This window comes from Cognaticolwellia beringensis, assembly GCF_002076895.1.
Taxonomy (GTDB): Bacteria; Pseudomonadota; Gammaproteobacteria; order Enterobacterales; family Alteromonadaceae; genus Cognaticolwellia; species Cognaticolwellia beringensis.
In genome coordinates, this window is the sequence record NZ_CP020465.1 from 3711331 (window position 1) to 3730304 (window position 18974).

Annotated in this window: 14 protein-coding genes and 4 tRNA genes; 8 read left to right on the forward strand and 10 right to left on the reverse strand. The window is 38.3% G+C overall.

Annotation, left to right across the window (positions count from 1 at the left end):
- Nucleotides 1-226 precede the first annotated feature (226 nt).
- The 4 genes from B5D82_RS15595 to B5D82_RS15610 form a co-directional block, all read right to left on the reverse strand.
- A tRNA-Met gene (locus B5D82_RS15595) sits at nucleotides 227-303 on the reverse strand.
- 62 nt (nucleotides 304-365) lie between these two features.
- Nucleotides 366-442: transfer RNA gene (locus B5D82_RS15600), tRNA-Met, on the reverse strand.
- A gap of 90 nt (nucleotides 443-532) precedes the next feature.
- Nucleotides 533-609, reverse strand: a tRNA-Met gene (locus tag B5D82_RS15605).
- A gap of 429 nt (nucleotides 610-1038) precedes the next feature.
- Nucleotides 1039-1115: transfer RNA gene (locus B5D82_RS15610), tRNA-Met, on the reverse strand.
- A gap of 324 nt (nucleotides 1116-1439) precedes the next feature.
- Between B5D82_RS15610 and rlmKL the strand changes: the two genes are divergently transcribed.
- The 4 genes from rlmKL to B5D82_RS15630 are packed head-to-tail and all read left to right on the forward strand — an operon-like array spanning nucleotide 1440 to nucleotide 7513.
- Nucleotides 1440-3569 (forward strand): bifunctional 23S rRNA (guanine(2069)-N(7))-methyltransferase RlmK/23S rRNA (guanine(2445)-N(2))-methyltransferase RlmL, encoded by a 2130-nt coding sequence (rlmKL, locus tag B5D82_RS15615; protein ID WP_081152817.1) that lies wholly within the window; start codon nucleotides 1440-1442, stop codon nucleotides 3567-3569.
- A gap of 1 nt (nucleotide 3570) precedes the next feature.
- Complete coding sequence (locus B5D82_RS15620; protein ID WP_081152819.1) at nucleotides 3571-3801, forward strand: glutaredoxin family protein; 231 nt, start codon at nucleotides 3571-3573, stop codon at nucleotides 3799-3801.
- Between the two features lie 3 nt (nucleotides 3802-3804).
- Nucleotides 3805-5715, forward strand: coding sequence for an ATP-binding cassette ATPase Uup (gene uup / locus B5D82_RS15625; protein WP_081152820.1), 1911 nt, complete (start codon nucleotides 3805-3807; stop codon nucleotides 5713-5715).
- Nucleotides 5716-5740: 25 nt separating this feature from the next.
- Nucleotides 5741-7513, forward strand: a complete 1773-nt coding sequence (locus B5D82_RS15630) for a DUF3466 family protein (RefSeq protein ID WP_081154549.1) — start codon at nucleotides 5741-5743, stop codon at nucleotides 7511-7513.
- Between the two features lie 118 nt (nucleotides 7514-7631).
- Here B5D82_RS15630 and ilvN read toward each other — a convergent pair whose 3' ends face one another.
- Together ilvN and B5D82_RS15640 are read right to left on the reverse strand one after the other, a co-directional pair.
- On the reverse strand, nucleotides 7632-8135 hold the full coding sequence (gene ilvN, locus B5D82_RS15635; RefSeq protein WP_081152822.1) for an acetolactate synthase small subunit: 504 nt from the start codon (nucleotides 8133-8135) through the stop codon (nucleotides 7632-7634).
- Complete coding sequence (locus B5D82_RS15640) at nucleotides 8135-9859, reverse strand: acetolactate synthase 3 large subunit (RefSeq protein ID WP_081152824.1); 1725 nt, start codon at nucleotides 9857-9859, stop codon at nucleotides 8135-8137. The genes ilvN and B5D82_RS15640 overlap by 1 nt, the downstream gene beginning before the upstream one ends.
- A gap of 555 nt (nucleotides 9860-10414) precedes the next feature.
- On the opposite strand from B5D82_RS15640, the gene B5D82_RS15645 reads away from it, so the two are divergent.
- Entirely contained in the window at nucleotides 10415-10975 is a 561-nt protein-coding gene (locus tag B5D82_RS15645; RefSeq protein WP_081152825.1) for a DUF4136 domain-containing protein, read from the forward strand.
- A gap of 166 nt (nucleotides 10976-11141) precedes the next feature.
- Nucleotides 11142-11489, forward strand: a complete 348-nt coding sequence (locus B5D82_RS15650) for a DUF3718 domain-containing protein (protein ID WP_081152827.1) — start codon at nucleotides 11142-11144, stop codon at nucleotides 11487-11489.
- 33 nt (nucleotides 11490-11522) lie between these two features.
- Here B5D82_RS15650 and B5D82_RS15655 read toward each other — a convergent pair whose 3' ends face one another.
- Both B5D82_RS15655 and B5D82_RS15660 read right to left on the reverse strand, forming a co-directional pair.
- Nucleotides 11523-12566 (reverse strand): energy transducer TonB, encoded by a 1044-nt coding sequence (locus B5D82_RS15655; protein ID WP_081152829.1) that lies wholly within the window; start codon nucleotides 12564-12566, stop codon nucleotides 11523-11525.
- Between the two features lie 100 nt (nucleotides 12567-12666).
- Nucleotides 12667-13608: an alpha/beta fold hydrolase gene (locus tag B5D82_RS15660; RefSeq protein ID WP_081152830.1), complete on the reverse strand. Its 942-nt coding sequence runs from the start codon at nucleotides 13606-13608 to the stop codon at nucleotides 12667-12669.
- Nucleotides 13609-13843: 235 nt separating this feature from the next.
- Here B5D82_RS15660 and B5D82_RS15665 point away from each other — a divergent pair, with 235 nt between their 5' ends.
- The gene (locus B5D82_RS15665; protein ID WP_081152832.1) at nucleotides 13844-14800 is read left to right on the forward strand and encodes a DUF2785 domain-containing protein; all 957 of its coding nucleotides are present in this window, start codon (nucleotides 13844-13846) and stop codon (nucleotides 14798-14800) included.
- A 250-nt stretch (nucleotides 14801-15050) separates the two neighbouring features.
- The gene (gene glnS / locus B5D82_RS15670) at nucleotides 15051-16730 is read left to right on the forward strand and encodes a glutamine--tRNA ligase (RefSeq protein WP_081152834.1); all 1680 of its coding nucleotides are present in this window, start codon (nucleotides 15051-15053) and stop codon (nucleotides 16728-16730) included.
- A gap of 150 nt (nucleotides 16731-16880) precedes the next feature.
- Here glnS and trpA read toward each other — a convergent pair whose 3' ends face one another.
- The gene (gene trpA / locus B5D82_RS15675) at nucleotides 16881-17726 is read right to left on the reverse strand and encodes a tryptophan synthase subunit alpha (RefSeq protein ID WP_081152835.1); all 846 of its coding nucleotides are present in this window, start codon (nucleotides 17724-17726) and stop codon (nucleotides 16881-16883) included.
- Entirely contained in the window at nucleotides 17726-18973 is a 1248-nt protein-coding gene (gene trpB, locus B5D82_RS15680) for a tryptophan synthase subunit beta (protein WP_081152837.1), read from the reverse strand. The genes trpA and trpB overlap by 1 nt, the downstream gene beginning before the upstream one ends.
- Nucleotide 18974 lies beyond the last annotated feature (1 nt).

Here is an 18974-nt window from a genome sequence, read left to right on the forward strand (position 1 = left end):
TTGAGGTTGTTTTGATTGTTTAAATTATATTTTTTATTAAAAAGCTAATGTATTAATTAAACATAATTAAATCAGAGAATTGGTTGCTGGAGCAGGATTTTAATTTTCGACCTTTGGCTAGTTATAAAGATTAGCCCGACGAGTTGAACTTTTAGACTGTTCCATCCCGTGTCCTAATGGCCAAAGTAATAAGCAAGAAAAGTTGTTTTAATTCAAACTTAAGAATTGGTTGCGGGAGCAGGATTTGAACCTACGACCTTCGGGTTATGAGCCCGACGAGCTACCAGACTGCTCCATCCCGCGTCCGAATGGTTTAAGTAATTACTTAAACAAGTCTTAGAAGTTTTAATTCATTCTAAAAGAATTGGTTGCGGGAGCAGGATTTGAACCTACGACCTTCGGGTTATGAGCCCGACGAGCTACCAGACTGCTCCATCCCGCGTCCGAATGGTCTAATAAATTAGACAAGCCAAGTTGTTTTAATTCAAACTTAAGAATTAATATTTATTTAAACTCTAATATTATAAAGAATTGGTTGCGGGAGCAGGATTTGAACCTACGACCTTCGGGTTATGAGCCCGACGAGCTACCAGACTGCTCCATCCCGCGTCCGAATGGTTTAAGTAATTACTTAAACAAGCCAAGTTGTTTTAATTCAAACTTAAGAATTAATATTTATTTAAACTCTAATATTATAAAGAATTGGTTGCTGGCTCAGAATTTGAACCTACGACCTTCGGCTAGTTATAAAAAGCAGCCCGACGAGGTTGAACTTTTAGACTGCTCCATCCCGCGTCCGAATGGTTTAAGTAATTACTTAAACAAGTCTTAGAAGTTTTAATTCATTCTAAAAGAATTGGTTTGGAAGTAAGATTTGAATCTACGACCTTCGGCTAGTTATAAAAAGTAGCCCGACGAGGTTGAACTTTTAGGCTGCTCCATCCCGCGTCCGAATGGTCTAATAAATTAGACAAGCCAAGTTGTTTTAATTCAAACTTAAGAATTAATATTTATTTAAACTCTAATATTATAAAGAATTGGTTGCGGGAGCAGGATTTGAACCTACGACCTTCGGGTTATGAGCCCGACGAGCTACCAGACTGCTCCATCCCGCGTCCGATTAGCAAGTTTTAATTCTAGCTTAAAGAATGCTTCTAAGGTGCAATAACTTGCCTCTTCAAAGCGAGGCGTATAATAAGGATACCTCATCTGATTTGCAACCTGTTTTAAGTTTATTTTAGGTATTAATTTGATTTATTTTCTACTTGCTGTTTTTTTACTCTTGAATGACTCGGAATTCAGACAATTAGCTGAAATTTGACTAAATTCAAAATAAAACGGCATAACTTCATAGATAGTTGGCGCTAATTTGTAAAATGCCTATAAGTAGAACGTGTCTTTGTTTATAATCGCGGCATAAATTAGATTGGAAAACCTATATGCAGCAATTTTTAGCATTAACCTCTCCAGGTATAGAAATATTACTGGCACAAGAACTTAAAGATTTGAAAGCCGAACAAGTTGTTCAAAAGCCTGAAGGTGTTTATTTTAATTCAACTATCGAGCATGCCTATCATATTTGTCTGCGTTCTCGCTTATCAACTCGCATACTTTTAAAGTTGGGAGAAGGTGATGCAGTTAATAAAGACGAACTTTATGCTGTAGCGAAGTCGATTAACTGGTCTGAACTATTTTCTGTTGATAGTACCTTCGCGATTGATTTTGTTGGTACCAGTGATGAAATTCGAAACAGTCAGTTTGGTGCTTTAACGGTTAAAGATGCTGTTGTTGATCACTTTCGTGATTTAAACCAAGAACGTCCGTCAGTAGACAAGTCTGCGCCACAGATAAGTTTTCAAGCGCGCTTATTAAAGCAAAAAGTTGTTATTTACTTAGACTTTTCTGGTCGTAGCTTATTCAAACGTGGTTACCGAGAGCATTCAGGTGCCGCACCATTGAAAGAACATTTAGCGGCCGCCATTATTACCCGCTCTGGATGGTTAGACGATACAACTAAACCTTTAGTTGATCCTATGTGTGGTTCTGGAACTATTGTAATAGAGGCTGTATTAATGGCCGCGGGCTATGCACCCGGTATTGACAGAGCACAATGGGGCTTTGATTTTTGGTTAGGGCATCAACCTGAAGCATGGAAAGCCGCAAAGTCTGCTGCCATTGAACAATCTCATGTTGGTTTAACACAACTTAAAGCTAAAGTATTCGGTGTTGACCTTGATAGCAGAGTATTAAAAACGGCCCAGCAAAATGCTAAAAATGCTGGCGTACAAAGGTTTATCGAATTTTCTTGTAAAAATGCCAATGACATGAAAAATGGCTTTGGACCAAAAGGTACGATTTTATTTAACCCGCCATATGGTGAACGCATAGGTGAACTACCTGAGTTAGTAGAAAGCTTTGCCTTGTTAGGACAGACGTTTAAAGCACAATTTGTTAATTGGCGTATCGCTGTTTTAACGGCCAATGTTGAATTGTTAGCCATGATGAAAATGGTTACTTTCAAGCGTTACAAGTTTAAAAACGGTCCGTTAGATTGCCAATTTGCACTTTATAATTTAGATGATAAGCAAGTATCGAGTAGTAATGTTAATGCTGAATTTGAGCAAAAAGACTCAGATTTTGGTAATCGCTTATTGAAAAATAAAAAGAATTTAAAAAGTTGGCTTAAGCAAGAAAACATTGAGTGTTACCGCTTATATGATGCCGATATTCCTGAATATAATGTTGCTGTCGATGTTTATGGCGACCACCTTGTTATTCATGAATATACAGCGCCGGCTATTATTGAGCCAGAAAAAGTTGCTAAAAGATTACAAGAAGTGGTTTACTTCGCGCCGAAAGTGCTTGGCGTTCCTACTGATAAAGTGATTATTAAAACCCGAGCGAAACAAAAAGGTAAAGAGCAATACCAACGTGTTGAGCAAACCAAAAAGTCGATGGTAGTGCATGAATATGGCGCTAAATTAAAAGTAAACCTTTGGGATTACTTAGATACAGGGCTTTTCTTAGATCACCGTAAAACTCGCCAAATTGTCGCGAAAAAGTCCAAGGGCAAATCATTATTGAATTTATTTGCTTATACCGGTTCGGTTTCTTTGCAAGCGGCATTACATGGCGCCGATACGGTAACAACGGTTGATATGTCGAATACCTATTTAAGTTGGGCACAAGACAATTTCGTATTGAACAATCTCAGTGGTCATAAATATGACTTTATTCAAGCGGATTGTTTGCAGTGGTTGAAGAAGAATGAGCAAAAATTTGATGTGGTGTTTATAGACCCTCCTACTTTTTCCAATTCAAAACGTATGGGCGAAAGCTTTGACGTGCAACGAGATCACATAAGCTTAATAACAGATGGTGTGAAATCACTGAGCGAAGGTGGCGAGTTAATTTTTACCAATAATAAGCGTAATTTTAAAATGGATTTTGACGCTATCGCTGCCTTAGATTTGAACGTGCAAGAGTTGAGCGATAAAACACGAGATAAAGACTTTCAACGTAACAAGCATATTCACAACAGTTGGTTGATAACGCGTAAGGCGAGTTAGCATGTCAGTAAAATTTAATCTTTATGGCACAGAAGGCTGTCATTTATGTGAATACGCTTTGGCATTATGTTTATCAGCAATGCCTGCAGCAGAAGTGCGTGAGGTTGATATTATTGATGACGATAAATTAGTCGAGCAGTATCGTGTTCACATTCCTGTATTAGAACGTCTTTCGGACCAAAAAAAATTATTTTGGCCATTTGAACAGAAACAAATTTTGGAGTTATTGTAGTTTATGGAATTAATTCGTATTTCCCAAGGTGAATTAGCCTTTGGTGAAGACAAAGTCTTAGATAAAGCAGACTTAAGTGTACAAACAGGCGAACGAATTTGTTTAGTCGGTAGAAATGGTGCTGGAAAATCGACATTAATGAAAGTATTAATGGGTTTTCAAACGTTAGACGATGGTCAAGTACTTAAATCTAACACTATGCAAGTTGCTATGTTGGAGCAAGATCCACCAGAGTCTTCTGATATCAGTGTTTTTGATTTTATCGCCCAAGGCGTAAAGGAAAATGCTGATTTAATTAAGCGTTATCATGCGATTATTCATGATGTTACTGAAGATCCTTCTGAAAAAAATCTCACTAAAATGGCCACGATTCAAGAACAACTTGAAGTGGCTAATGCTTGGCAAGATGAGCAGCGTATCGAACAAGTGATGACGACTTTAGCGTTGAATCCAGATGATAAAATTTGCGATCTTTCAGGTGGTTGGTTACGTAAGTTAGCGTTAGCTAAAGCCTTAGTGACTGCACCTGATATTTTACTGCTTGACGAGCCTACCAACCATTTAGATATTAAAAGTGTTCTATGGTTAGAGTCATTTTTAAAAGACTTTGCCGGGACCATACTGTTTATTAGTCATGATAGGGCGTTTATTCGTGGCGTTTCAACGCGTATTATCGATCTTGATCGCGGTGTTTTGAAAAGCTACCCAGGTAATTATGATCTATATATAGAGCAAAAAGCTCATGACTTGCAGGTAGAGTCACAGCAAAACTCGTTATTTGATAAGAAATTGGCTGAAGAAGAAGTTTGGATCAGACAAGGTGTAAAAGCGCGACGTACACGTAACGAAGGTCGAGTAAGAGCACTTGAGAAACTGAGAGGCGAACGTCAAGCTCGTCGTGAAGTGCGCAATCAAAGCACGATGAATATTACTCAAGGCGATCGCTCTGGTAAATTGGTCTTTGAAGCCGAAGATTTAACTATCGCGTTTGACGACAAGGTTATCATCAAAGATTTAGATTTATTAATCACTCGAAATGATCGCATTGCATTTATCGGTGCAAACGGTACGGGTAAATCTACGCTAATTAAGATGATTATGGGTAACCTCGAAGCAACTAGTGGAAAAATGCGTTCAGGAGTTAATTTAGATATTGCCTATTTTGATCAACATCGCGATGCGCTGGATCTTAAGAAAACTGTACAAGAAATTGTTGGTGAAGGTAAGCAAGAAGTCTTAGTAAACGGCAAACCTAGACATGTGTTAGGTTACTTACAAGATTTTCTGTTTAGCCCGAAACGTGCACGTACACCGGTTAGAGCATTATCGGGTGGTGAAAAGAATCGTTTGTTGCTGGCCCGCTTGTTTTTACGCCCAAGTAACTTATTGATTCTGGATGAGCCAACCAATGATTTGGATATTGAAACATTAGAGTTATTGGAAGAAGTCGTTGCAAATTACGCAGGAACGGTTATTTTAGTGAGCCATGATCGCGACTTTGTTAATAATTGTGTCAGTAGTTGTTTGTACTTTGATGGCAGCGGTCACATTACTCAAATTGTTGGTGGTTATGATGATGTTGATAGTTATCTTGAACATAAAGATAAACAACGTCAAGCAATGGCAAAGCCAGTTGTTAAAGCTAACGCAAATGATAAAGTGGTGAAGGCTGAGAATAAAGTCGCTACACCGGTAAAGAAAAAGCGCTCATTTAAAGAAAAAAAAGAGCTAGAAGAGCTACCTGGGCAAATTGATGAGCTGGAAAATTTAATTGCACAATTACAAGAAAAAGTGAATCAAGCTGACTTTTTTAGCCAAAGCCAAGAACAAAGTAATAAAATATTGAACCAGTTAGCCCTGAGTGAGTCCAATCTCGAAGTTGCCTACGCTAGATGGCAAGAATTAGATGATTAATAACGAAAGTGAGTTTAGTAGTTACATGAACAAATTTGTAAAATCAATTTTAGCATTAGGTATTACTAGTGCATTAGGACTATCCGCCGTTAATGCAGCAACATACCAAGTTATTGATAAAGGTAATGTTTCCTCATTAAAGTATACCTATTCGCAACAAGAAAATAATAATGGTGAAGCTGCTATTTCAGGCACTGATATCTATAATTTTCCGGTGCAGTTTCAATATCTAGATGAAGACGACTTTGACGCTATAGTCACCTTAGCTGATAGAAGTCATGAAGGTGTTCATGACTTAGTGAATATTGAAGATGAAACTGCTTTGCGCACAGGAAACCCAACCGCGAATGACCTTTCATGGGTGATTAGGTTTCTAAGATCAAGAGCCGGTAATAGCCTTTACCAAGAAGTGGGCGACATTTTTGCAATGACCAATTTTAATGGTCAAACTGAGCTCTTTAATGTTTTTGATGAAAAGTTTACCGGGACTGATATTTATACCCGTTCAACAAAAGAGTACATAAGTGGTATTACCAATGAAGGTTGGGTTTACGGTACTGCATCTGCGCCTTATTTGCCGCTGGACTTTACTAAAAGTGATGGTGAAGAAGTAACACACTGGTTGCGTGATTTTACTACACGTGGATTTTTCTCTTCAGACGGCGGTGCAAGTATTACTGAAATCATCCCACCTAGTGAGACTGATTTACCTGAAGAACAACGCTTTGGTGGTGAATCAGCAATATTAGACATTAGTGAATCACATTTTGCGGTTGGTTATGCTAGTACCAGTATTGATCAGAATGCCCTAGACTTTTTCATTGACGAAACTGGTGGCTGTGCTGACCCTGACGTACTTGATGATTTACCCTTTAAGGCTTGTGTACAGCAAGTTATTGAAGACATCTATAATACTGAAGCAATAAAGTGGACTATTGATGAGCAAGGTATTATTAGCTCGGAAATATTAGGACAGTTAGTTACTCCTCATGTTGATGATGTGCGTGAATATGAAAACTATGCTCAAGCTGTTAATAATCAAGGTGTAGCTGTTGGTTACGCTCATGGTTGGGTGGACGAGAATGAAACTGATCCAAGTGCAAACGAGCGACGCAGTTTATATGCCGTAGTTTATAAAGACGGTCAAGTTACTGATTTTACTGATGACCATGGTAAATATTTTGATTCACGGGCTTATGATATCAATGATGCTGGTATCGCCATCGGGCATGTTAATACGTTTGTTAATGGTAATCAGAGAACTAAGTTCTACCATGTTGATACCAATGCTGAAACGATGGAAATGGTTTTACCAACTGATTTTTTTACAGGTAGTTCAAGTACCGCTCGCGCGATAAATGAAGAAGGTAAAATAGTCGGTGAGGGTGAAGTTGAAACGCATAACGACAATACCAGTACACCGAGAAGAACACATGGTTTTATCTATGACATTACCAGCAAATCTTTTACTGATCTAAATGACTATATAGCCTGTGACAGTGATTATACTATTATTGAAGCTCGTGATATTAATGATGCCAATGAAATTTCTGCAACTGCATTGATCAGAGTACCTCGCCGTGATTCAAAAGGGGTTTTAATGCTAGATGATAAAGGCGAACAGTTATTTGAAGATGTGGTTCGCGCTGTGACATTAGAGCCTATACCGGGTGAAATTGAAAACTGTAGCGCCGTCGAAGAGAAAGTTGAAAGACAAGGTGCAGGTCTTGGCTTCAGCAGCATTTTATTCTTAATGTTAGTAGGATTACGTCGTAGGTTAACAGCTCGAATTAGCTAAAGCTTAATTGGCTCGAAGACTAAATTCAGCGTAAAAATAAAGCCAGCTATTAGCTGGCTTTATAGTATTTTAAGTAAAGTAAGTATGCATATTTATGGCTATTTGCTTTGCTTCAACATTATTGCTTTACCGATAAGGCTTTTTCTCCGCGCGCAATACCAACACAACCTGATCTTACCGACTCTATAATTTCTGTTTCATTAGCGAGTGTGCTAATAAAAGCATTAACTTTCTCTGCGTTGCCAGTTAATTGAATCGTGTAGACTTGTTTACCAATATCAATAACAGAGCCTCTAAAAATATCGGTTATACGCATCACTTCACTACGCGACTTTGCATTCATCGCGAGGACTTTAATTAGCAGTAATTCACGCTCAACATGACTTCGCTCGGTTAAATCGGTGATTTTAATAACATCGATGAGCTTATTCACTTGTTTCACTATTTGTTCAAGTATTTTGTCGTTACCTTTGGTGACTATGGTAATACGAGATAGACTGTCATCTTCAGTTGGTGCTACGGTTAAACTTTCAATATTAAATGCTCGTTGAGAAAACAACCCGACAATGCGTGAAAGTGATCCTGCCTCGTTCTCTAATAAAATCGCTAAAATTCTGCGCATTAGGCTTTAACTCCTTTTTTAATCCACATTTCATCAATAGCGCCAGTACGTATTTGCATCGGGTATACATGCTCATTTTCGTCAACTAACACATCAACAAAGACCAGACGATTTTTAATTGCAAAGGCCTCTTCAATTTTTTCATCTAACTCATCAAGGGTATTAATTTGCATACCTACATGACCATAAGATTCAGCTAATTTAACAAAATCAGGTAAAGATTCCATATAGGAAGATGAATGACGACCGCCATACACCATGTCTTGCCATTGACGCACCATACCTAAAGAACGGTTGTTTAATGAAATAATGACCACGGGTAAGTTATATTGCAGACAAGTCGAAAGTTCTTGTATGTTCATTTGAATAGAGCCGTCACCGGTAATACAAATAACATGGCTATCAGGGAAAGCTAATTTTACGCCCATAGCGGCCGGTAAGCCAAATCCCATAGTGCCTAAGCCGCCTGAATTTATCCATTGGCGAGGTTTAGCAAAGGGGTAGTATTGCGCGGCAAACATTTGATGTTGTCCCACATCAGAGCATACATAGGCTTCACCTTTAGTGGCTTTATACATGGATTCAATAACACGCTGAGGTTTTATCTTTCCGTCTGTTTGCTCATAGCTAACACTGTTAACTGCTCGCCATTGTGCAATTTGTTGCCACCATGTTTGGTTTTCTTCTTGATTGACACTAAATTGTTTTTCTTCAAGCTCATCAAGTAATTGTTTAATTACTATATCGAGTAAACCCACTACAGGAATATGGGCATTGATGGTTTTAGAGATTGAAGTTGGATCTATATCAACATGCACAATAGTCGCATCAGGGCAGAATTTCTTAACATTGTTTGTGACACGGTCATCAAACCTTGCTCCTAAAGCGAGAATAACATCCGCATTAGCCATGGCCTTGTTAGCTTCCAGGCTCCCGTGCATGCCCAACATGCCAATGAAGTTATCATGTAAACCTGATATGGCGCCTAGCCCCATTAAGGTGTTAGTAATAGGTGCATTGAGCTTTTCTACTAATTCAGTCAGTAACTCAGCAGCGTTAGCTATTATAACGCCGCCGCCAGCGTATATAACTAGGCGTTTTGCTTTTGTTATAGCTTGAACCGCTTTCTTAATTTGGCGGTGGTGACCTTTTACTGTCGGATTGTAAGAGCGCATATTAACTTCTGAGTTATAGACAAATTCAGCAGTGTATTGTGGCATTAAAATATCTTTGGGTAGTTCGATAACAACCGGGCCCGGTCGACCTGTACTGGCAATATAAAATGCTTTTGCGATAGTGTTAGGAATATCAACAACATTACGACAGTTAAAACTATGTTTCACAATGGGTCGAGAGCAACCTACGATGTCAGTTTCTTGAAATGCGTCGTCGCCAATTAAATTCGTTGGCACTTGCCCGGAAAGTACCACCATAGGAATGGAGTCCATATAGGCAGTTGCTATACCGGTAATACAATTAGTGGCACCAGGCCCTGATGTTGCTAACACAACACCGACTTCGCCGGTAGCGCGCGCAAAGCCATCTGCCATGTGTGTTGCTGCCTGCTCGTGACGAACAAGAATATGCTCAACATCATCTTGTCGAAACAGTGCATCATAAATGTCTAGTACTGTCCCTCCTGGGTAGCCAAACAAATATTTTACCTTAAGTGCTGACAGGGTTTTTACTACCAGTTCTGCACCTGAGAATAGCTCTTTTGTCATATGTAATCCCTTTAATAAATCGATAAATAGCGATAAAAAAACCCCCGTTCTTTTCAGAGCGAGGGTTTATTGTTTATATTTTTACTTTATTTTTACACACAATATCGACCACGCTTTGGTTCTAAGACCAAGACGACAACGAGGAGAGATAAGAGCGTGTTTACGAAATTCATAGTAAAATATTGTGTAAAAAAGTAATAGCTACAGTTTTAAGGGGTTTAGCTATTTCTGTCAATGAAAAGTTAGCAATTATTTATAAGTATTTATTATTTGTTATAGCTCAAAATAAAATTCTGTCATTAATTTAACCTTTGTCTGGTCATATAATGAGACATGGGGGTAATAAGTAGGTAAGTAAAGTTATTCAAATTGAGCGATGAACTTGCCTCCACCTGTAGCTATATTTTAATATTGGTTATATGAAAACTGACTGTTATTGTTTATTATTCTGTGTATAAAACGTAATGTCGTTACATTTTTCAACAGCTTATTAGCGTATCTATGATAGGCTGTTATAACAAGTTTTAAACACCTCAAAGTTATATGGAAGGATTTATGTTAAAAAGTAAACTAATCATAATGTTAGCACTTGTTAGTGCAATGGCCGGCTGTGTATCAACGCAACAAGCTAGAGTTGACTTTGATCGCAATAGTGAGATAGCTACATCGCATTATAAAACATTCGCATGGCTTAATGAAACAAAGGCTTTAGCTGAATCTGTTGATGCTAATCCAGTGATGAAAGTTAGAATTGATAACGCCATTGAACAGGCTTTTATCGCCAAAGGCTATCAATTAGTTAAAGAAGCAGAGCAGGCAGACTTTACTATTTCATATACCATGGGTAGTAGAGATAAAGTTAAAGTTGATTCTTTACCTGTTATGTACCGCACTAGTTTTATGTGGGGACATAGTTACTACGGTGGCATAGGCATGGGTTCTGATACTCGTGTGCGTAATTATACTGAAGGAAAATTAGCGATAGATGTATTCGATGTTAAAAGCCACCAGCCTGTATGGCATGGTTGGGCCGTAAAACGTATTAAGACCTCTGAACAAGATAACCCAAGTAAAGCGATTAAAATGGTCGTTGAGCAGGTTGTTGCTCAGTTTTAGGTTAGACAATTAAATAAAGTATTTATAAAGCGCAGGCCATCTGCGCTTTTTTTTGTTTTTAATAAATTAAATTTATCAATCACCATGCATATTTTTTATTCGGAGCTAATATTAATCAACTTAGTATTAATTGATATAAGTGTTTTATCTTTAAAAGTGAGGGTATATGAAGCCACTAATTTTTATTACTTTCGCGGCATTCGCTGGGTTTGTTTACGTGCCTGCAAGCCAAAGTGCAAACTTAGCTAGTAATATATGTGAATACGTCGCAGTTGATGATAAAGGGCGATTAAGAAAACTGCTTAAATCAAATCGTTTGAAATTGCGCAATGTGTTTAAGGATGTTAGTTGCGACAACGATAATATATTGATTTTTGCTGCGAAAAAAAATGCTAAAGAAATTGGTCAACTACTGATTAAAAAACTCCCTAAAGGTGTTATAGAAAGTGAATTAGAAAATTTAGTCAGTATATCCCCGCAATTAGCTGAACTAGCGCAAGCGCGTATAAATTAAATGATAATATACGCTTGAGTAAATGTTACTAATCTAAGCTTTAAATGGATGTTCAACAAGATTAAATTTCGTGTTGTTCTCACCAAAAATATAGACATTACATTGTTGCCAAGTATCTGGAATCGTCCATGTGTTGTTGTTTTCTATGGAATATACGTGGCGCTTATTCGCACAACGAATATCCATCTTAGTTAACTTTCCGGTGATATTGCTCAGGGTAAATTCATTACGCACTAATGCATAGTGCCAGTAGTCATTACTGCGCATATCGCCACTAACCACAAGCTCTTTTTCTGACTTAACAAACTCGTCGATACGTTCAATGAGTACTTGGTAATCGGCTAAATAGGGTTCATCACTCGCGATTTTTTTAAGGTATTTGAATGTGCTGTATGCTGCTTTTAATTGATTTAATTTTATTTGTAAAATGAACTTCTGCTTAAGTATCGATACTAACTGTTGGTTATTCTCGGGATCTGAAGAAAACGCAGTTTTATTCAGGTGGGAAAGTTGAAGGGCTGGGTCATCTATGTCGCTAGCATATTGCGCACTAAGCAATTGTAAAAAATTATTTTCAGATAAATGCATATGTTTTATCTTTTCAAACTTGGCTAATAGTTGCTCAACTTCTGCATAATCCTTTTCTGCTAAGGCGGATTTTGTCTTGTTATATAAACTTCTAAAGCGTTTAGTTGCCCCTGTAGTACCATTTTTTTGTTTATGCATTCTAAAATCAATTTGCACACTGTTAGCGCATTGCTGTATTGGCTCGCCATTTTCCATTGCTGGCTGATATTGCCACTTCAATATCGCTTTTTTAGCGGCTAGAGTGATGTCTTTACTGCCGGATGTTTCTTCGGTTATTACATTTGAAACACTGCCGTCTTTTTCAATGATAAAACTAAATCTTGCCCAACCTTCACGATTATTTCTTGCTGCCTCTATTGGGTATTTGGCTGCTACTCTGACTTTAGCTGTAGGTTCAGTTGATGTTCTTAGGTGCTGAGACAGCTCAAATGCGGAAACACTATTGCAAAGCAGCATTACGGGGAGAAATTTAACAATTTTTTTGTTCATTTGAACATCCGTGTAAGAATTATTACTTTAAATTAACATATTTATAACATTTTATATGCAAGTTTGTAATCTATAGCCTAATTTTATTTAGCGACTGAACTTAGCTGTATGAGGAAATTAAGTCAGTGATTTTTTTCGCTGTTTCTATTGGCTCTTCCATCGGAAAACAATGATGCTGACCAAAAGTTTGCCATTGTATAATATTATTGATTTTAGAGGCTCTTTTAACGGCCTTCGGAATGAAGAAATAACTTTTCTTTGCTATTAATATCTCTACCGGAATATCAACTTTATATATCGCTCGCCATAATCCTTTAGGGTAAGAACCAAAAATGGAAGCTTCCCAACTTGGCTGACAACTAAGTTGTACGGAATTATCCTGATGGGTATTCGTGGAAGACTCACAATAATCGCTAATCACTTGTGGATGCCAGGCTTTATAAAAAGACTTACCGGCGATACTCTCTTTCATGGCAGCTAAACTTGGCCATTTTGCATTTCGATTGGCAACTGATCTAACTAATGCTCTTTGTCGCCATGTTCCAGTAGCACGCATTAATTGCTGCGCTATGATCATTTCAGTTTGGAATAATACCGGATCTAACAAAATAATTTCACTGAATAAATCTGGGTATTTAACGGCCGCTAAGAGTGTTAAAACACCGCCCATTGAATGTCCTATACCAATCAATGGGCCGTTTTCTTTTACATTGGCCTGCTTATAAATAGCATCTGCAATAGTATTTGCTATTTTTTGCCAGTTTGGCATCTTTGTCGTTGGCTGTGTCGAACTTCCATGGCCTGGAACGTCGGTTAACCAAATAGACCAGTCTTGTGGCAATTGTGAAGCCATAGCGGCTAAGGTCATCGATGAAAAGCCCGTTCCGTGCAGTAAGTGGATACGCTTAGCGTTTTTAGCTCCCGCTCGATAATGACCATTAACCGTCATTTGACTGTTAGATTTTTGCTGCCATTGTTGAATATTTTCAAGCACAAGCGGGCTAGGTGGTGGCATAGTTTTGGAAGATGAACATTCAGGCATTGGTTTTTATCTACTGATTATTTAGTGTAAGTAACATATCAACTTACTTAACGGTTGTGAATGTTGTTTATAAGAATTGTTGAATAAATTAACCATGGAGATTATGGTAACTGCTTGAGTTTTAGCCAAAAGCTAAAAATAAAGAAGGTGTATAAGGTCATTCGACGTCATTATGATACAGATGGCTTTATGATTAGAAAAAATATTATAAGGTATATAATTACAAGGTATATAGATGTTTAATAAATCAATAGCCGTTTTTATTTTGAGTATTGTATTGACGCCAGTGAGTAAAGCAAAGGCGCAAATAAGTACCGAAATTGATCATATTAATGCCAGCAGCATTGGCCAGCAGTGCTATTCGGCTAAATGGAATAAACAAAAATTACTCGGCTTAGCTGAGCAGAACTTTGTCATTGAAAATGAGCTGGAACGTGCTGAATTAGCTATGCAATTATTACATTGTTTAGCTATCCCACAACCTGAAATTCGTGATGGCGTTGCTTTTACTGGTCTTTCGAACTGGTTGAGGGGAGATAGATTATCCAGTGAGGTGCATCGCTTAATGTTTACAACGTTAATTGAAGGCTTTGGCGTTGAAACGGATGACAAAAATGGCGTTTATCAGCCTTTTGTCGCATTGGTGTTATCTGAATTAGCACGTGTTGACCGAAAATCGACTTATTTGAGTGCAGAACAACGAGACTTGTTGGTGTCAAAAAGTACAGCTTTCATGAGTAACATCAATGATTATCGTGGGTTTGATGAAGTCGTTGGTTGGCGACATAATGTCGCACATACTGCTGATATATTTCTCCAATTAGCCTTAAACCCAGTAATTAATAAAGCGCATTTAACCCAGATGTTAAATGCCATCGGAGAGCAGGTACTTGCGAAAAATACGCACTTTTATATTTATGGCGAACCTGAACGTTTGTCTACAGCACTACTTTATATTCTACTGAAAAATCAGCACAATGAACAAGAATGGCAGCACTGGTTACAGCGCTACATCACACCAAGTCCGCTTAAAAGTTGGCAACAAGTTTACACTAACCAACAAGGCTTAGCTCAACTGCATAATGCGCGTGCGTTTTTAGGCGCGGTATTTGCATCAATAGCCGATAGTAATAATGAAAAGCTGAAAATGCTAAAACCAGCATTAGTCAATGCCTTCGATAATTTGCCATAAAATAGACCTTTAATCTTAATAACGTCTTCATTTTATATTTATCGTGTAATAGGCTGAATTAATCAGGTGGTAACTTTACTTAATAATATCCAAAATAAAGCGTATAAATAGCGCTTTAAGACCACAAGTTAAATTATATTTCGCGATCCACAGTCGAATTTATATTCTTTAGGTGCGCTTGGGTTAATTCTATTGATATAATATCTTCAATTACATTATTTAAATTTTATTATTTTTAGGGGTTCTGTGGATGTCGGAAGTAGAAAACCGTCCAACAAATTTTATTCGTCAAATTATTGATGCCGATCTTGCTAGTGGTAAGCATAGTAAAGTACAAACACGTTTTCCGCCTGAGCCAAATGGTTTTTTACATATTGGTCATGCGAAATCTATTTGTTTAAACTTTGGTATTGCTCAAGATTACAATGGTTTGTGTAATTTGCGCTTTGACGATACTAACCCTGAAAAAGAAGATATTGATTTCGTAAATTCTATTCAAGCCGATGTTAAGTGGTTGGGTTTTGAATGGGCGGGTGATATTCATTATTCTTCAGATTATTTTGACCGCTTGTATGGTTATGCTGTTGAGCTTATCGAAAAAGGTTTAGCTTACGTTTGTTTTTTAAATGCCGAAGAAACGCGCGAATATCGTGGTACGTTAAAGCAACCAGGGAAAAACAGTCCTTATCGTGAAACGTCAGTTGAAGAAAACCTCGCTTTATTTGAAAAAATGAAAGCGGGTGACTTTAAAGAAGGGCATTGTGCCCTGCGTGCTAAAATCGACATGGCATCAAGCTTCATGTGCATGCGCGATCCAGTAATTTATCGAGTTAAATTTGCCCATCATCACCAAACAGGTGATAAATGGTGTATTTATCCAATGTACGATTTTACGCATTGTATTTCAGATGCCATAGAAGGCATTACGCATTCAATCTGTACTTTAGAATTTCAAGATAATCGTCGTTTGTATGACTGGGTGATTGAAAATATTTCGATAGAAACCACACCACGTCAATACGAGTTCTCACGCTTGAATCTCGAATATACTGTGATGAGTAAACGTAAATTAAATAGCCTGGTGGAAGACAAGCTAGTTAGCGGCTGGGATGACCCGCGTATGCCAACCATTGCTGGCTTTCGTCGCAAAGGTTTTACGCCAGGTTCATTACGAGAATTTGCGAAGCGCATTGGCGTAACGAAAATGGATAACACTGTCGAAATGAGTGTGTTAGATGCTTGTATTCGTGAAGATTTAAATGATAATGCACCACGTGCTATGGCGGTTCTAGACCCAATTAAATTGGTGATTGAAAACTATCCTGAAGATAAAGTTGAAAATCTTGATGTTAAGAACCACCCAAGTGATGAAAGTCATGGCTCTCGCATTGTGCCATTTGCCAAAGCGCTTTACATTGAAGCAGAAGACTTTCGTGAAGAAGCCAACAAAAAGTATAAGCGTTTAGTATTAGACAAAGCCGTGCGTTTACGCGGTGCTTATGTTGTTACCGCTACCCGTTGTGATAAAGATGCAGAAGGTAATGTAACTACGGTTTATTGCCAATATGATCCTGAAACTTTAGGTAAAAACCCGACTGATGGCACTAAGCCAAAAGGTGTTATTCATTGGGTTGCGGCTGAACAAAGTCTTGATGCAGAAATTCGTTTGTACGAACGCTTATTTACTGTGCCAAACCCAGGAGCTGCAGAAGACTTTCATTCAGTGATTAACCCTGATTCATTGACTATTATTAATTCGAAAGTTGAACCTTATCTAGCGAATGCAAAACCTGAGCAAGCATTTCAGTTTGAGCGCCAAGGTTACTTTTGTTTAGATAATAAAATATCAGCAGAAGATACTGCCGCAGGTAAGCTAGTTTTCAACCGCACGGTTGGTCTACGCGATACTTGGGAAAAAAAGTCAGCTTAGCTATTAATCATCGACTAATAGCCATTGATTTAGAATCTAAGATGTAATAAAAAAAGCTCATAAGTTAAACCTTATGAGCTTTTTTATATTCAAATAAATCACTTTTAACTGACAGCTTAAAACTTAAAACTGATAGTTATTCCGATTAACTTAAAGTTTAGTAGCTAGCTTCATAGCACGAACAAATCCGGCTAATTCTTCCAACATTTTATCGTGATCATCAAGATTTTTTTCAATAATTTTAACGACAGCAGAGCCACTAATAGCACCTTTTGCTCCCGTTGCTAATGCAGCTTCTACTTGTTCAGGTTTTGATATGCCAAAACCAATCACAGAAGGTGCAGCTTGATATTTATCCAAGATATCAATAAGTTTATGGCCAGTCATTTCAGCTTCAGTTTCTGTGCCCGTAACGCCGACACGACTTAATACATAAGTATAACCAGAGCCATAATCAGCTACTTTTTGTAAAGTTTTTTCACTGGCATTAGGCGGGGCGATGAATATCGGCGCTATACCATTGGCAGTTGCCGCTTGTCTAAATGGCTCACATTCACGAATAGGTAAGTCAGCGATAAGTACAGAATCAACACCTGCCGCGGCAACATCACGATAGAAGTTATTAATGCCACGCGCAAATACTAGGTTGCCATAAAGTAGCAAGCCAATGGGAATATCAGGCGCATAAGCACGAATTTTAGCTAAAATATCTAAACAGACATCGGTATTAGTATTGGCTTTTAGTGCACGAAGCGCAGCCATTTGAATGGTCAAACCGTCAGCACTGGGGTCTGAAAAGGGCATGCCTAGTTCTAAAGCATCTGCGCCAGCATCAATAAGTGTTTTAATCACTTCTAAAGACTGCTCAGCATTTGGGTCGCCAATGATAACAAAAGGGATGAACGCGCCTTCATTCTTTGCCGCTAATTTTTCAAACGCTTGGTCATAACGAGTACTTACATTAGTAATGTTAGTAATATTAGTTGCTTGGCTCATTATGCTTCTCCTCTATGCTTTACATCACTTTTTTCAGCAGTCTCAGGCGATATAATCGCGTTTACATGCGCTAAATCTTTATCACCTCTACCTGATAAATTAACCAAGAAGATGGTTTCTTCTGTCACTTTATCAGCCATTTTTAAGGCATGTGCCAATGCATGAGAAGACTCTAATGCAGGAATAATCCCTTCATTACGCGCCAGTAATTGGAATGCTTCTAATGCTTCGTCATCGTTTATTGCGACATATTGAGCGCGACCAGAATCTTTTAATTGTGCGTGTTGTGGGCCCACAGCAGGGTAATCAAGACCCGCTGATACCGAGTAAGACTCTTCAATTTGGCCCACCTTATCTTGCATAATATAAGTATAGTTACCATGTAACATACCTTTGGTACCTGCCACTAAGGTTGCACCGTGGTGTGCCGTGTTTATGCCTTTACCACCGGCTTCAACACCAATTAGTTTGACATTTTCATCGCCAATAAAGTCATTAAACATACCAATGGCATTTGAGCCACCACCAACACAAGCAATAACGTAATCAGGTAATCGACCTTCTTCAGCTAATAATTGCTGTTTAGCTTCTTCGCCGATCATTTTTTGAAATTCACGCACAATAGTCGGGAACGGGTGAGGGCCCGCAGCCGTACCTAATAAATAGTGTGCGTTTTCATAATTGGCAGACCAATCACGTAATGCTTCATTTACCGCGTCTTTAAGTGTGCCGCTGCCGGCGGTTACTGGAATAACTTCAGCACCCATTAATTGCATGCGAAAGACATTCGGTTGCTGACGCTGACAATCAACCGCGCCCATATAAACCTTACATTTTAAACCTAATAATGAGCAGGCAATTGCTGTAGCAACGCCATGTTGACCCGCACCAGTTTCTGCAATGATTTCAGTTTTTCCCATGCGCTTGGCGAGTAACGCTTGCCCTAAAACCTGATTAGTTTTATGAGCACCACCATGCAGTAAATCTTCACGTTTTAAGTAAATTTTAGCTAATGGATTTTTAACAATATTGCGACACAATGTTAGTGGTGTCGGACGGCCAGCATAACTGGTTAATAGTTTGTTGAACTCAGCTAAAAAAACTTCATCGGTTTGCGACTCAATAAAGGCTTGCTCTAGTTCTTCTAAAGCAGGCACTAACAATTCGCCAACAAACATACCACCAAACTCGCCGAAGTAGGCAGGTAAGGTCTTTTTAGGCTGATTTTCAGTTGTTGATTTTAACATC

What these genes read in the sequence shown, in the direction of transcription:
- B5D82_RS15665 (WP_081152832.1), top strand. Translation starts at nt 13,844, where the DNA reads ATGTTTAATAAATCAATAGCCGTTTTTATTTTGAGTATTGTATTGACG.
- B5D82_RS15650 (WP_081152827.1), top strand. Translation starts at nt 11,142, where the DNA reads ATGAAGCCACTAATTTTTATTACTTTCGCGGCATTCGCTGGGTTTGTT.
- B5D82_RS15620 (WP_081152819.1), top strand. Translation starts at nt 3,571, where the DNA reads ATGTCAGTAAAATTTAATCTTTATGGCACAGAAGGCTGTCATTTATGT.
- B5D82_RS15630 (WP_081154549.1), top strand. Translation starts at nt 5,741, where the DNA reads ATGAACAAATTTGTAAAATCAATTTTAGCATTAGGTATTACTAGTGCA.
- ilvN (WP_081152822.1), bottom strand. Translation starts at nt 8,135, where the DNA reads ATGCGCAGAATTTTAGCGATTTTATTAGAGAACGAGGCAGGATCACTT.
- glnS (WP_081152834.1), top strand. Translation starts at nt 15,051, where the DNA reads ATGTCGGAAGTAGAAAACCGTCCAACAAATTTTATTCGTCAAATTATT.
- trpA (WP_081152835.1), bottom strand. Translation starts at nt 17,726, where the DNA reads ATGAGCCAAGCAACTAATATTACTAACATTACTAATGTAAGTACTCGT.
- rlmKL (WP_081152817.1), top strand. Translation starts at nt 1,440, where the DNA reads ATGCAGCAATTTTTAGCATTAACCTCTCCAGGTATAGAAATATTACTG.
- B5D82_RS15655 (WP_081152829.1), bottom strand. Translation starts at nt 12,566, where the DNA reads ATGAACAAAAAAATTGTTAAATTTCTCCCCGTAATGCTGCTTTGCAAT.
- B5D82_RS15660 (WP_081152830.1), bottom strand. Translation starts at nt 13,608, where the DNA reads ATGCCTGAATGTTCATCTTCCAAAACTATGCCACCACCTAGCCCGCTT.
- uup (WP_081152820.1), top strand. Translation starts at nt 3,805, where the DNA reads ATGGAATTAATTCGTATTTCCCAAGGTGAATTAGCCTTTGGTGAAGAC.
- B5D82_RS15640 (WP_081152824.1), bottom strand. Translation starts at nt 9,859, where the DNA reads ATGACAAAAGAGCTATTCTCAGGTGCAGAACTGGTAGTAAAAACCCTG.
- B5D82_RS15645 (WP_081152825.1), top strand. Translation starts at nt 10,415, where the DNA reads ATGTTAAAAAGTAAACTAATCATAATGTTAGCACTTGTTAGTGCAATG.
- trpB (WP_081152837.1), bottom strand. Translation starts at nt 18,973, where the DNA reads ATGTTAAAATCAACAACTGAAAATCAGCCTAAAAAGACCTTACCTGCC.